Origin of the sequence: Streptomyces sp. 8L (assembly GCF_020176795.1) — a bacterium.
Taxonomy (GTDB): domain Bacteria; phylum Actinomycetota; class Actinomycetes; order Streptomycetales; family Streptomycetaceae; genus Streptomyces.
Genome location: NZ_JAIUKE010000319.1, coordinates 1 through 13,757, shown reverse-complemented (window position 1 = coordinate 13,757; position 13,757 = coordinate 1). Strand labels below are relative to the sequence as shown.

The window sequence follows — 13,757 nt, the reverse complement described above, 5'->3', positions numbered from 1 at the left end:
GCCCCCGCCCGTAAGGGGACGGCGGCGGCAGCCATCCCCGCACGACCCGCGGCCGGACACCCACCGGCCAGGCGCGGGGGCCTGCCGACGGCTGCCCGGGGGCCGGCGCGCGCGGGGGAGCGGCGGACGCGGTCCCTGCGGCGGGCCGGGCAGCGGCAAAGGGCGCGGCCGGCACGGCGAGGGCGGGCACGGCGAGGGCGGTGGCGGTGGCCGTGGCGACCGGGAACGCGAGGACCGCCGCCACCGCGGCCGACAGCAGAAGACGCACAGTGATCATGCGCCAACTCTCCCCCGCTCACGCCCCGCCGTGGGGATCATGAACGTCATCTGTGGACAAGACGGCGGTTGTGGACAACGCCGTCACCTGGGGGCCAGAAGGTCCCGTACACTTCTTGTGCGGCCCGGGTCACCGGGTCGACTTCGCACGCCCCGACGCCGGCGTTCATCTACCGGTGTCAGCGCCTCTCGGTCCTTTGCGGCACGGCGCGCAGGGCGTCAGGCGCGACCGCCGTCCGGCGGCCGCGACAACCGAGTATCTAGGAGTGCGGCCATGGCCGTCGTCACGATGCGGGAGCTGCTGGAAAGCGGCGTCCACTTCGGTCACCAGACCCGTCGCTGGAACCCGAAGATGAAGCGCTTCATCTTCACGGAGCGCAACGGCATCTACATCATCGACCTGCTCCAGTCGCTGTCGTACATCGACCGCGCCTACGAGTTCGTCAAGGAGACCGTCGCGCACGGCGGTTCCGTCATGTTCGTCGGCACCAAGAAGCAGGCGCAGGAGGCGATCGCCGAGCAGGCGACGCGCGTGGGCATGCCCTACGTCAACCAGCGCTGGCTCGGCGGCATGCTGACCAACTTCTCCACCGTCTACAAGCGCCTCCAGCGCCTCAAGGAGCTGGAGCAGATCGACTTCGACGATGTGGCCGCGTCCGGCCTCACCAAGAAGGAGCTCCTGGTCCTCTCCCGCGAGAAGGCCAAGCTGGAGAAGACCCTCGGCGGTATCCGCGAGATGCAGAAGGTGCCGAGCGCCGTCTGGATCGTCGACACCAAGAAGGAGCACATCGCCGTCGGTGAGGCGCGCAAGCTCCACATCCCGGTCGTCGCGATCCTCGACACCAACTGCGACCCCGACGAGGTCGACTACAAGATCCCGGGCAACGACGACGCGATCCGCTCCGTCACCCTGCTCACTCGCGTGATCGCCGACGCCGTCGCCGAGGGCCTCATCGCCCGCTCCGGCGTCGCGACCGGCGACCAGAAGCCGGGCGAGAAGGCCGCCGGCGAGCCGCTCGCCGAGTGGGAGCGCGACCTGCTGGAGAAGAAGGACGCCGAGGCCGCCGAGAAGCCGGCCGACGCCGAGGTCCAGACCTCCGCCGAGACGGCCAAGGTCGCCGACGCGGAGCAGACCGAGGAGGCCCCCGCCGAGGCCGCCGCCGAGGCGCCCGCGACCGAGGCCCCCGCCGCGGAAGCCACCGAGCAGGCCTGACCTCACGGTTCGGAGAGACGGCGGGGGCCCTCGGCCCCCGCCGTCCAACCGTAGATCTTCGATCTTCGACTTCTTAAGAGAGAAACCACAGAGATGGCGAACTACACCGCCGCCGACGTCAAGAAGCTCCGTGAGCTCACCGGTGCCGGCATGATGGACTGCAAGAAGGCCTTGGACGAGGCCGAGGGCGACGTCGACAAGGCCGTCGAGCTCCTCCGCGTCAAGGGCCAGAAGGGCGTCGCCAAGCGCGAGGGCCGCAACGCCGAGAACGGCGCCGTGGTCTCCCTCATCGCCGAGGACCACACCTCCGGTGTGCTGCTTGAGCTGAAGTGCGAGACGGACTTCGTCGCCAAGGGCGAGAAGTTCCAGGCCGCCGCCGCCGCGCTCGCCGAGCACGTCGCGAAGACCTCGCCCGCCGATGTCGAGACGCTGCTCGCCTCCGAGATCGAGCCCGGCAAGACCGTGCAGGCGTACGTCGACGAGGCCAACGCCAACCTCGGCGAGAAGATCGTCCTCGACCGCTTCGCCCAGTTCCCTGCGGACGGCGGCTACATGGCCGTGTACCTGCACCGCACCATGCCCGACCTGCCGCCGCAGGTCGGCGTCCTGGTCGAGCTGGACAAGGAGAACGCCGAGGCCGCGAAGGACGTCGCGCAGCACATCGCCGCGTTCGCGCCCAAGTACCTCACCCGTGAGGACGTCCCGGCCGACATCGTGGAGAACGAGCGCCGCGTCGCCGAGGCCACCTCCCGCGAGGAGGGCAAGCCCGAGGCCGCCCTTCCGAAGATCGTCGAAGGCCGCGTCAACGGCTTCTTCAAGGAGGTCACCCTCCTCGACCAGCCGTTCGCCAAGGACAACAAGAAGTCCGTCAAGAAGGTCCTGGACGAGGCCGGTGTCACGCTGAAGCGCTTCGCGCGCATCCGCGTCGGCGCCTGACCGCGGCGCCGGCGCGAGCGCGTCGGCGCAGTCGTACACGGAGGACGGCGGACCCGGCTAGGGTCTGATGCAGTCGTCGGCCGCGTACCTGCCGGACGACCGCAGATCCGACGAGGAGGCCATTGCCGCCAGGGACGACACCCGGCCCACCGGCAATGGCCTTCGTCGTATGTGTACGAGGAGAACCCCATGAGCAACGGCGTGGACGCCGACCATTCCCCCGACGACCGGACCGCCGCCGGCCCCCGGCCCCGGCGTTTCATGCTGAAGCTGTCCGGTGAGGCCTTCGCGGGAGGGGGAGCGCTCGGCGTCGACCCCGACATCGTGCACGCCATCGCCCGCGAGATCGCGGCCGTGGTCCGCGACGGCGCGCAGATGGCGCTCGTCATCGGCGGCGGCAACTTCTTCCGCGGCGCGGAGCTCCAGCAGCGCGGTATGGACCGGGCGCGCTCCGACTACATGGGCATGCTCGGCACCGTCATGAACTGCCTCGCCCTCCAGGACTTCCTGGAGAAGGAGGGCGTGGAGACCCGCGTGCAGACGGCCATCACCATGGGGCAGGTCGCGGAGCCGTACATCCCGCTGCGCGCGGTGCGCCACCTGGAGAAGGGGCGTGTCGTCATCTTCGGCGCGGGCATGGGCATGCCCTACTTCTCCACTGACACCACCGCCGCCCAGCGCGCGCTGGAGATCCACGCGGAAGCCCTGCTCATGGGCAAGAACGGGGTGGACGGCGTCTACGACTCCGACCCCAAGACCAATCCGGGGGCCGTCAAGTTCGACGCGCTCGGGTTCAGCGAGGTCATCTCGCGCGACCTGCGCGTCGCCGACCTGACCGCCATCACCCTGTGCCAGGACAACAAGCTGCCGATCCTGGTCTTCGAGCTGCTGGCCGAGGGCAATATCGCGCGTGCGGTCAAGGGTGAGAAGATCGGCACTCTCGTGAGCGACCAGGGCAGCAGGGACTGACGCCCGCGCGGCCCCTCGTTCCCCGTACGAGCCCGTCCGTACGGACACACAGTCCGTATGGACACAGTCCCTATGGACACAGCCTGTATGGACAAAGTCCTGCCGGTCGGACACCGTGCAGGAAAGACGCGACGCAGGTACCGCCGGGCCCCTGGGGGACCGCACCACCGGTGGCACACCGCACTCACAACACGCAGGAGCAAGTGGTGATCGAAGAAGCCCTCCTCGAAGCCGAGGAGAAGATGGAGAAGGCCGTCCTGGTCGCGAAGGACGACTTCGCGGCGATCCGTACCGGGCGCGCCCACCCGGCGATGTTCAACAAGATCGTCGCTGACTACTACGGCGCTCTGACCCCGATCAACCAGCTGGCCTCGTTCTCCGTGCCCGAGCCGCGGATGGCCGTGGTGACCCCGTTCGACAAGACGGCCCTGCGCAACATCGAGCAGGCCATCAGGGACTCCGACCTCGGCGTCAATCCGAGCAACGACGGCAGCATCATCCGGGTGGTGTTCCCCGAGCTGACCGAGGAGCGCCGCCGCCAGTTCATCAAGGTCGCCAAGACCAAGGCCGAGGACTCGAAGATCTCCATCCGCGCGGTACGCCGCAAGGCCAAGGAGACCATCGACAAGCTCGTCAAGGACGGCGACGTCGGTGAGGACGAGGGCAGGCGGGCCGAGAAGGAGCTCGACGACACCACGACGAAGTACGTGGCACAGGTCGACGAGCTGCTCAAGCACAAGGAAACCGAGCTGCTTGAGGTCTGATGAACGACTTTTCCCGTGGTACCCCGCCGGCCGCAGGCTCCTGGGGGACGCCCGACCAGGGGGCGTTCCCGGCGGGTCCCGCCCACGATGAGTCCGAGGCGCAGCAGACTCGGCCCATGCCCATCGTGCCCGAAGGACCCGCGCCCGAGGGACTCGTGACCGGCGGTCCGCCGCCCGGTGCGCCGTCGGACGGTTTCCCGTACGGCGGCGCCCGGCCCGGTGCTCCGCGCCACGGGAGCCCCGTGCCGGGAGGTCCGCAACGCGGTACCCCGCAGCACGGCGCTCTGCGGTACGGCGCTCCGCCGTCCGCGCCCGGGGCCGCCGCGCCGGAAGCCCCGGCGGCCGGCCCCGTACGGGCGCCCGGTGGGTATCCGCCCCCGCAGGAAGAACCGGCCGGCCGGGAGGCGGGACGCCCCCTGACCGGACCCCTGTTCCGCGACGAGACGCAGCAGGAGCCCATGGCGTCGAACCCGGCACCGCATCCCGCAGCCGACCCCCAGCCTCCGCAGAAGAAGCGGGCGGGCCGTGACCTGCGCTCCGCGATAGGGGTCGGCGTCGGACTCGGCGCGGTGGTCGTCGCGTCGCTGTTCGTCGTCAAGGCCGTCTTCGTCGGAGTGATCGCGCTCGCCGTCGTCGTCGGACTCTGGGAGCTCACGAGCAGGCTCGACGAGAAGAAGGGCATCAAGGCCCCGATCCTCCCGCTCGCGGTGGGCGGCGCCATGATGGTCGTCGCCGGATACGTCTGGGGCCCGCAGGGCGCGTGGCTCGCGATGGCGCTGACCGCGCTCGCCGTCCTGGTCTGGCGGATGACACAGCCGCCCGACGGCTATCTGAGGGATGTCACCGCGGGCGTCTTCGCGGTGTTCTACGTCCCGTTCCTGGCCACGTTCGTCGCGCTGCTGCTGACCGCGCACGACGGTCCCTGGCGCGTGCTCACCTTCATCATCCTGACCGTCATCAGCGACACGGGCGCGTACGCCGTGGGCTGGCGGTTCGGCACGCACAAGCTGGCGCCGCGCATCAGCCCGGGAAAGACCCGTGAGGGCCTGGTCGGCGCGGTGACCTTCGCGATGGTGGCCGGCGCGCTGTGCATGCAGTTCCTGGTCGACGACGGGGCGTGGTGGCAGGGTCTGCTGCTGGGGCTCGGCGCGGCGGTCAGCGCGACGCTCGGCGACCTCGGCGAGTCGATGATCAAGCGGGACCTCGGGATCAAGGACATGGGGACCCTGCTGCCGGGGCACGGCGGCATCATGGACCGGCTCGACTCGCTGCTGCCGACGGCGCCGGTGGTCTGGCTGCTGATGGTGCTGTTCGTCGGCTCCCACTGAGGCACGGCGCCGGCGCCGGACGGGGCCGCTCGGCCCGGTGGCCCAGCCGGCGGCGGCTCCGCCCGGGCAGCCCGGAATCGGGGCCGGAATCGGTTCCCGGGGAAGCAGGTACGCTGAATGGGTCCGCCGCGTGTCGCGGTGGACCCCTTTGTGTCCCGCCACCGTCGCCCGCGTCGCGCCCCGCGCCGCGCGTGACCGCCCCGTGAGAGCGCCCGGGGCGGTGTCGGCCCCCGCCCCGGCGGTGCGTGCCGTACGGACGGGCCCCGCCGAACCACCGTCGTACCGAGGAGTTGTCGCACATGGCCGCGCCGAAGCCGGGAGAGCTGACTTTCGCGGCACCCAAGGGCGCGAAGCGCCCGCCGCGGCACCTCGCGGACCTCACGCCCGCCGAGCGCCGTGAAGCGGTCGCCGCCGCTGGCGAGAAGCCGTTTCGCGCCAAGCAGCTGTCGCAGCACTACTTCGCGCGGTACGCGCACGAGCCCGCGCAGTGGACGGACATCCCGGCCGGCTCGCGGCAGCGGCTCGCGGAGGCGCTCCTGCCCGATCTGATGTCCGTCGTGCGGCACATCTCGTGCGACGACGACACCACGCGCAAGACCCTGTGGCGGCTGCACGACGGCACATTGGTCGAGTCCGTCCTGATGCGCTATCCGGACCGGGTCACCATGTGCATCTCCTCGCAGGCGGGCTGCGGCATGAACTGCCCGTTCTGCGCCACCGGCCAGAACGGGCTGGACCGCAACCTCTCGACCGCCGAGATCGTGCACCAGATCGTGGACGGTATGCGCGCCCTGCGCGACGGCGAGGTGCCCGGCGGTCCCGCCCGGCTCTCCAACATCGTCTTCATGGGCATGGGCGAGCCGCTCGCCAACTACAACCGCGTCGTCGGCGCGATCCGCCGGCTGACCGACCCCGAGCCGGACGGCCTCGGCCTCTCGCAGCGCGGGATCACCGTCTCGACCGTCGGCCTCGTCCCCGCGATGCTGCGCTTCGCCGACGAGGGGTTCAAGTGCCGTCTCGCCGTCTCGCTGCACGCGCCGGACGACGAACTGCGCGACACGCTCGTACCCGTGAACACGCGCTGGAAGGTGCGGGAGGTGCTGGACGCGGCCTGGGAGTACTCGGAGAAGTCCGGGCGCCGGGTCTCCATCGAGTACGCGCTGATCCGCGACATCAACGACCAGGCGTGGCGGGGCGACCGGCTGGGCCGGCTGCTCAGGAACAAGCGTGTGCACGTCAACCTCATCCCGCTGAACCCGACGCCCGGGTCCAAGTGGACGGCGTCCCGCCCGGAGGACGAGAAGGCGTTCGTGGAGGCGATCGCCGCGCACGGCGTGCCGGTGACCGTACGGGACACGCGCGGACAGGAGATCGACGGCGCGTGCGGCCAACTGGCGGCGGCCGAGCGCTGACGGCGCCCCGCGCCTACATCCGGAACGCCTCCCGCGCCCACCCGGAACGTCCCCCGCGTCCATCCGGACGCCCCCCGCCCGTCCGGTCGGATACGCGTGCCGGCCTCCGGGGGCCCGTGTGTACCCTGGGGGCGAAAGCATTGCATACAACCACCCATACCGTATTCACCCGACAGGGGAGCGCCACAGCGCTGAGAGTGCGGCGACGGCCAGGGAACGGCCCCGTTCCCAGGCCAAGGCCGCAGACCCTCTGAACCTCGCCCAGGTCATTCTGGGTAGGAAGTCCGGTCGTTGCTCAAGCTGTTGCGCCCCGCCCCGGTTCCCGCCCTCGGCGGCCCGGGGCAGGGCCGCGTCTCTTCCTGGACTGGACGTCCCAGGAGGAATCAGAAGTGCCCACCACCCACAGGCTCGTGTCGGCCGCGCTCGCCGCGGCGCTCGGTGTCACCGCCCTCGCCGCCTGCGGCTCGAACGGCGGACAGGCGGGCGGCGACTCGGGCGGAGGCACCGGGTCCAAGACGGTCACACTCGTCAGCCACGACTCGTTCGCGGCCTCGCCCGCCGTGCTCAAGGAGTTCACCAAGGAGACCGGCTACACGGTCAAGGTCCTCAAGAGCGGCGACGCGGGCGAAGCCGTCAACAAGGCCGTCCTCACCAAGGGCGACCCGCAGGGCGACGTGTTCTTCGGCGTCGACAACACTCTGCTCAGCCGCGCTCTCGACAACGGCCTGTTCACCCCGTACACCGCCAAGGGCCTCGGCGCGGTCGATCCGTCGACGCAGCTCGACCGTGCCAAGCACCGCGTCACACCGATCGACAGCGGCTACCTCTGCGTCAACTACGACCGGAAGTACTTCAGCGACCACAGGCTGGCGCCCCCGAGCACCTTCGCCGACCTGGTCAAGCCGCAGTACAAGAACCTGCTGGTGACCGAGAACGTCGCCACCTCCTCGCCCGGGCTCGGCTTCCTCCTCGGCACCGTCGCGCGGTACGGCGACCACGGCTGGCAGGACTACTGGAAGAAGCTCAAGGCCAACGGGGTCCAGGTCGTCGACAGCTGGGAGCAGGCCTACGACCAGGACTTCTCCGGCTCGGCCGGCGGTAAGAAGGCCAAGGCGACCCGGCCGCTCGTCGTCTCGTACGCCTCCAGCCCGCCGTCCGAGGTGCTGTACGCGAAGCCGCGGCCGAAGACGCCCGCGCAGGCGCCGACCGGCGTCGCGACCGGGACCTGCTTCCGGCAGATCGAGTTCGCGGGCCTCCTCGACGGCGCGAAGAACACCGCGGGCGGCAAGGCGCTGATCAACTTCATGATCGGCAAGCGGTTCCAGGAGGACATGCCGCTCCAGATGTTCGTCGACCCCGTGGTCGAGGGCGTGCGGGAGCCCGCCGTCTTCACCGAGTTCGGCGCGAAGATCACGAACGGCGAGACCATGAGCCCGTCCCGGATCGCCGCGCACCGCGACCAGTGGACCCAGGCGTGGTCCTCGCTGCTGGTGAAGTGACGTGAGGTGACATGACGCTCGCTCCCGAGGACGTGACGGGCGCAGGGCCCCCGGAGCCCGCGCGGACACCGGGGCCCCCGCCCGCCGGGCGGCGCGGCACCTGGCGCCCTGCCGCGGTACGGCTCGCGCTGATGGCGGTGCCGTTCGCGTTCTTCGCGGTCTTCTTCGCCTATCCCGTGGTCTCGATCGTGGGGCGCGGCCTCAGGACGGCCGGCGGCTGGCAGTTCGGCGCCCTTCCACGGGTGCTCGGCCGGCCCGACATCCTGCACGTCCTGTGGTTCACCGTGTGGCAGGCGCTCGCCTCGACGGGGCTCACCCTGCTGATCGCGCTGCCCGGCGCGTATGTCTTCGCCCGGTTCGCCTTTCCCGGCAAGCAGGTGCTGCGGGCGGTGGTGACCGTGCCGTTCGTGCTGCCGACCGTCGTCGCGGGCACGGCGTTCCTCGCGCTGCTCGGCCGGGGCGGCCTGCTCGACCAGCTGTGGGGCGTCCGGCTCGACACGACGGTCTGGGCGATCCTGCTGGCGCACGTCTTCTTCAACTACGCCGTGGTCGTACGGACCGTCGGGGGCCTGTGGGCGCAGCTCGACCCCCGCCAGGAGGAGGCCGCCCGGGTGCTCGGGGCCGGGCGGCTGACCGCCTGGCGGAAGGTGACCCTGCCGGCGCTCGGGCCCGCCGTCGCAGCCGCCGCGCTGATGGTGTTCCTGTTCACCTTCACCTCCTTCGGCGTCATCCAGATCCTCGGCGGGCCCGGCTTCTCGACCCTGGAGGTCGAGATCTACCGGCAGACGGCGGAACTGCTCCAGCTGCCGACCGCCGCGATCCTCACCCTCGTCCAGTTCGCCGCGGTCGGCGCGGTACTCGCGCTGCACGCGTGGACCGTACGGCGCAGGGAGAGCGCCCTGCGGCTGGTGGACCCCGCGGGCACGGCGCGCAGGCCGCGCGGGGCGGGGCAGTGGGCGCTGCTCTGCGGCGTCCTGGCGAGCGTCGCCCTGCTGCTCGTACTGCCGCTCGCGGTGCTGGTCGGCCGGTCCTTCGACACCCCTGGCGGCCACGGGTTCGCCTACTACCGGGCGCTGACGGCCGTCGACGCGAGCGGCACCTTCCTGGTGCCGCCGCTGGAAGCCGTCTGGAACTCGGTGCGGTACGCGGTCGTCGCCGCGGCGATCGCGCTGGTGGTCGGGGGCCTCGCCGCCGCGGCCCTGACCCGGCGGGCCGGGCGGCTGGTGCGCGGCTTCGACGCGCTGCTGATGCTTCCGCTCGGCGTCTCCGCGGTCACCGTCGGCTTCGGCTTCCTGATCAGCCTCGACCGGCCGCCGCTCGACCTGCGCAGCTCCTGGTTCCTGGTGCCGCTCGCCCAGGCGCTCGTCGGCGTGCCGTTCGTCGTGCGGACGATGCTGCCGGTGCTGCGGGCCGTCGACGGCAGGCTGCGGGAGGCCGCCGCGGTGCTCGGCGCCTCCCCGCTGCGGGTCTTTCGCGAGGTGGACCTGCCGCTGGTGCGGCGGGCACTGCTGGTCGCCGCCGGGTTCGCGTTCGCCGTCTCCCTCGGTGAGTTCGGCGCCACCGTCTTCATCGCGCGGCCCGACAGCCCGACCCTGCCGGTGGCCGTCGCCCGGCTGCTCGCCCGGCCCGGCGACCTCACCTACGGCGAGGCGATGGCGCTGTCCACGGTCCTCATGCTCGTGTGCGCCGCCTCGCTGCTCCTGCTCGAACGCATCCGCACCGACCGCTCGGGAGAGTTCTGATGGCGCTGCTGACCCTGGAGGACGTGACCGTACGGTTCGCGGCACGCACCGCCGCCGACGCGCCCGCCGCCCTCGACGCGGTACGGCTCGACGTCGCGGAACACGAGATCGTCAGCGTCCTCGGCCCGAGCGGCAGCGGCAAGTCGACCCTGCTGCGCGTGGTCGCCGGCCTCCAACCGCCGGACGCGGGACGGGTGCTGCTGGACGGCTCTGACCAGGCACGCGTTCCGGTGCACCGCAGGGGCGTCGGGCTGATGTTCCAGGACCACCAGCTGTTCCCGCAGCGCGACGTCGCGGGCAATGTCGCCTTCGGCCTGCGCATGCGGGGCGCGACGCGCGCCGAACAGCGGGATCGCGTCGAGGAGTTGCTGGAACTCGTGGGCCTGCCGGGCGCGGGCGGCCGGTCCGTCGCCGCGCTGTCCGGCGGGGAGCAGCAGCGGGTGGCGCTCGCCCGCGCGCTCGCGCCCCGGCCCCGGCTGCTGATGCTGGACGAGCCGCTTGGCCAGCTCGACCGGGGCCTGCGCGAACGCCTCGTCATCGAACTGCGCGACCTCTTCGCCCGGTTGGGCACCACGGTGCTCGCCGTCACGCACGACCAGGGCGAGGCGTTCGCGCTCGCCGACCGGGTGGTCGTGATGGGCGAGGGGCGCGTCGCCCAGACCGGCACGCCCCTGGAGGTCTGGCAGCGCCCCGCGTCCGCGTTCGTGGCCCGCTTCCTCGGCTTCGACAACCTCGTGCCGGCCACCGTCGGCGGCGGGAGCGCCGACACGCCCTGGGGCAGGATGCCGGTCCCCGCGGGCTCCCCGCAGGGGGAGCGGACCGTACTGGTACGGCCGGCGGGGGTGCGCGCGGTGACGCCCGGAACAGGGCTGCGCTGCACGGTGGCGGCCCGTACGTTCCGGGGCAGCCGTGTCGCCGTACGGTTGCGGCCCACCACCGGCGGGCCGCCCCTGGACGCCGAGTGGGCACTGGCCGACGCCCCGCGCGAGGGGGACACGGTCGGTGTCACGTTCGCCCCGGGCGACGTCCTGGTGCTCGCGGACGGGCCGGGCCCGCACACCGCTGGCCCGTACCCGCCCGCCGCCGAGGGTACGGGCGCCCAGGGTGCCCCGGGGGGTCAGAACCGCAGCGCGTAGTACCTGAGCCGGTCGTCCTCGGCGACCTGCCGCATCCCCGCCGCCGCCATCACCCGCTGCGACGCGGCGTTGTCCAGGTCCGTGTCGCCCCTGACGCCCCGTACCCCCAGCGTCCGCAGGTGCGCGAGGAGCCCCCGCAGCGCCTCGGTGGCGTAGCCGTTGCCCTGCTCGGACGCGATGACGCTGTACCCGACCGTCACGGTGTCCTCGTGGTCGGGCGGGCCGTGCAGGCCGAGCCCGCCGATCGCCCGCCCGTCCGACCTGCGCCGGATCTCGTAGGTGCCGAACGGGGTCGGATCGCCGCTGATCGAACACGTCGCCAGATACGAGCCGACCCCTTTCACGTCGAACGTGTCCGGGTAGCCCGGCGCCCAGCGGTCGCCCGGGCCCGGCTCGCCCGCCACGACCCGCTCGGCCTCGTCCACCGTCAGCGGATGCAGGACGAGCCGCGCCGTGCCCACCTCGCCGGCCCCGAGGCCCTCCGCGTCCGGAGCGCCGGCCGTCGCGCCCCCCGCCGCGGCCATCAGACGCCGGCCGCCCGCTGCGCGAGCGCGGCCAGCGCCGCCGGCGCCTCGTCCACGGTGTCGACCAGCGCGATCCGGTCCGCCATCGGGCGCTGCCCGGCCAGCGTGCGCAGCAGCGGCCAGGCGGGCAGCGTCGTCGTCCAGTGCTCCCGGTCGACCAGCACCATCGGGGCCGGCTCGCCGCGCGAGGCGTAGTAGTTGCCCGTCGCGTTGTCGAAGATCTCCTGCACGGTGCCCGCCGCGCCCGGAAGGAACACGACGCCCGCGGTGCAGCGGGCCAGCAGTCCGTCCTCGCGCAGCGCGTTGGCGAAGTACTTCGCGATGTGGCTTGCGAACGGGTTCGGCGGCTCGTGCCCGTAGAACCAGGTCGGAATGCCCACGGAGCGCCCGCCGTCCGGCCGGCGCGCCCTGATCTCGAAGGCCGCGTCCGCCCAGTCGGTGACGGAGGGCCGGAACGAGGGCGTCTTGCCGAGGAGTTCGAGCGCCTCGGTGAGCGCCTCGTCGTCGAACGGGGAGAGGTACGCGCCGAGGTTCGCGGCCTCCATCGCGCCGGGGCCGCCGCCGGTCGCGACCGTGAGCCCCGAGCGCGCGAGCGCCCGGCCGAGGCGGGCCGCGCCCGCGTACGCGGGGCCGCCGCGCTCCATCGCGTGCCCGCCCATCACGCCCACCACCCGTTGCCCGACGAGGAGTTCGTCCAGGGCGTCGGAGACGGCGTCGTCGTGGACGGCCCGCAGCATCGAGGCGAAGACGTCGCCGTCGTCCTTGGTGCGCTGGAACCAGGCGTATGCGCGGGCGTCCGGTGTGACCTCGCACCCCCCGTCGGCCAGCCCCTCGAACAGCTGGTCCGGCGTGTACAGCAGCCCGCGGTAGGGGTCGAACGGCAGGTTCGGCACGGGCGGGAAGACCATCGCGCCGTCCGCGCGCACCTTCGCGAGCGCCTCCGGCTCCATCGGGCAGCCGAGGAAGACGGCGCCCGCCGCGTCCAGCTCCAGCAGCCGCCCCGTACGGCCCGTCAGGTCGACGGACTGCACCCGGTACCCGCCGAGCGCGCCCCCCGCGGCCCTGACGTCGAACTCCGCCAGCGTCTCGATCTCCCGGTCCTCCGGAAGCCCGTGCTCGCTGTCTCCACCCGGTCCATGTCCCTGCTGCGGTATCGGCACCGCGCCATCGTAGTGCGGACGGGGGGGGCGCGCCCCGGCCGTCCGCGCGCTCAGCCGCCCAGGGGCGCCGCGGCCAGGGCCGCCACCAGCCAGGTCAGGGGGACGAAGGCGGCCGCCAGCACGAGGACGCGCACGCCGGCGGCGGTGCGCAGGACGGCCGCGGGGGCGCCCGCGTCGAGCAGGGACCTGGAGGTCTCCTGGCGGGCCTGGACCGCTTCGAGAGCCGCCGTCAGGAGCGTGGCGACCGCGCAGCCGACGACGACGCCCGCGCCGAGCCCGGTCAGGGCGCCGTACGGGCGGTGGCCCGCCGGGCCGTAGAGGGCGGCCGCTGCGAACACGCCGGACACCACCGCGCACAGCACACCGAGCGGGCGCCCGATCCTGGCGGCCTGCGTCATCAGCGCCCGGCCCGCGAGCAGCCGCACGGCGCCGGGCCGCACCGCCTGGAGCAGCCGGCCGCACAGGTGGCTGATGCCGGGCCCGACGAGCGCGAGGCCCGCCGCGGTCAGCGCCCAGCCGGCGAGCACCCCGGCCGGGCTGCCGTCGAAGCGGCCGGGCAGCGGGAGCGGCGCTCCGCCGCCCCGGCTCGCGTACGTCTCGACGGCGAGTCCTGCCGCGGTCAGGGCCACGCCCCAGGGCAGCCCGACCGGCGCCTGCCGCGTCGCGGCGTCGTCCGCGCGCCGGGCGCGGGGGGGGGGGCGCCGCGCGCCCCCCCCCCCGGGGCGGCGCGCCCCCCCCCCCCGCGGGCGGCGGTGCGCCGGCCGGCCCCGACCAGGCCGGGCTCGGGGAAGTGCACGT

At 72.8% G+C, this 13,757-nt stretch carries 11 protein-coding genes and 2 pseudogenes; 9 read left to right on the top strand and 4 right to left on the bottom strand.

Translation table 11 applies throughout. The annotated features are described in order from the left end of the window. Nucleotides 1–277: pseudogene (locus tag LCE31_RS24430) on the bottom strand (M23 family peptidase); the annotation flags it as partial. Nucleotides 278–550: 273 nt separating this feature from the next. Between LCE31_RS24430 and rpsB the strand changes: the two are divergent. The 9 genes from rpsB (at nt 551) to LCE31_RS24385 (ending at nt 11,275) form a co-directional block, all read left to right on the top strand. Continuing rightward, on the top strand, nt 551–1,489 hold the full coding sequence (rpsB, locus tag LCE31_RS24425) for a 30S ribosomal protein S2 (protein ID WP_225017646.1): 939 nt from the start codon (nt 551–553) through the stop codon (nt 1,487–1,489). A 93-nt stretch (nt 1,490–1,582) separates the two neighbouring features. Beyond that, the gene (tsf, locus tag LCE31_RS24420; protein WP_225017644.1) at nt 1,583–2,425 is read left to right on the top strand and encodes a translation elongation factor Ts; all 843 of its coding nucleotides are present in this window, start codon (nt 1,583–1,585) and stop codon (nt 2,423–2,425) included. A 189-nt stretch (nt 2,426–2,614) separates the two neighbouring features. After that, entirely contained in the window at nt 2,615–3,394 is a 780-nt protein-coding gene (gene pyrH, locus LCE31_RS24415) for a UMP kinase (RefSeq protein WP_225017642.1), read from the top strand. A gap of 206 nt (nt 3,395–3,600) precedes the next feature. Next, the gene (gene frr, locus LCE31_RS24410) at nt 3,601–4,158 is read left to right on the top strand and encodes a ribosome recycling factor (protein ID WP_225017640.1); all 558 of its coding nucleotides are present in this window, start codon (nt 3,601–3,603) and stop codon (nt 4,156–4,158) included. Between the two features lie 116 nt (nt 4,159–4,274). Further along, entirely contained in the window at nt 4,275–5,486 is a 1,212-nt protein-coding gene (locus tag LCE31_RS24405; RefSeq protein WP_441349421.1) for a phosphatidate cytidylyltransferase, read from the top strand. A 299-nt stretch (nt 5,487–5,785) separates the two neighbouring features. Then, complete coding sequence (gene rlmN, locus LCE31_RS24400) at nt 5,786–6,898, top strand: 23S rRNA (adenine(2503)-C(2))-methyltransferase RlmN (RefSeq protein WP_225017636.1); 1,113 nt, start codon at nt 5,786–5,788, stop codon at nt 6,896–6,898. A 389-nt stretch (nt 6,899–7,287) separates the two neighbouring features. Then, the gene (locus tag LCE31_RS24395) at nt 7,288–8,397 is read left to right on the top strand and encodes a thiamine ABC transporter substrate-binding protein (RefSeq protein ID WP_225017634.1); all 1,110 of its coding nucleotides are present in this window, start codon (nt 7,288–7,290) and stop codon (nt 8,395–8,397) included. Nucleotides 8,398–8,528: 131 nt separating this feature from the next. Beyond that, entirely contained in the window at nt 8,529–10,139 is a 1,611-nt protein-coding gene (locus LCE31_RS24390) for an ABC transporter permease (protein WP_225017650.1), read from the top strand. Further along, a complete protein-coding gene (locus LCE31_RS24385) occupies nt 10,139–11,275 on the top strand; it encodes an ABC transporter ATP-binding protein (RefSeq protein ID WP_225017633.1) in 1,137 nt (378 codons plus the stop codon). The genes LCE31_RS24390 and LCE31_RS24385 overlap by 1 nt, the downstream gene beginning before the upstream one ends. Here the strand turns inward: LCE31_RS24385 and LCE31_RS24380 are convergent. From LCE31_RS24380 to LCE31_RS24370, 3 genes and pseudogenes are all read right to left on the bottom strand, one after another. After that, nucleotides 11,257–11,799 (bottom strand): GNAT family N-acetyltransferase, encoded by a 543-nt coding sequence (locus tag LCE31_RS24380; RefSeq protein WP_225017632.1) that lies wholly within the window; start codon nt 11,797–11,799, stop codon nt 11,257–11,259. The two genes, LCE31_RS24385 and LCE31_RS24380, sit on opposite strands and share 19 nt — an antisense overlap. Then, nucleotides 11,799–12,959 carry an LOG family protein gene (locus LCE31_RS24375; RefSeq protein WP_374118541.1) on the bottom strand — a complete coding sequence of 387 codons (1,161 nt, stop codon included), beginning with the start codon at nt 12,957–12,959 and terminating at the stop codon, nt 11,799–11,801. Before LCE31_RS24375 ends, LCE31_RS24380 begins: the two co-directional genes overlap by 1 nt. A 50-nt stretch (nt 12,960–13,009) precedes the next feature. After that, nucleotides 13,010–13,757 (bottom strand): annotated as a pseudogene (locus LCE31_RS24370) (hypothetical protein); the annotation flags it as partial.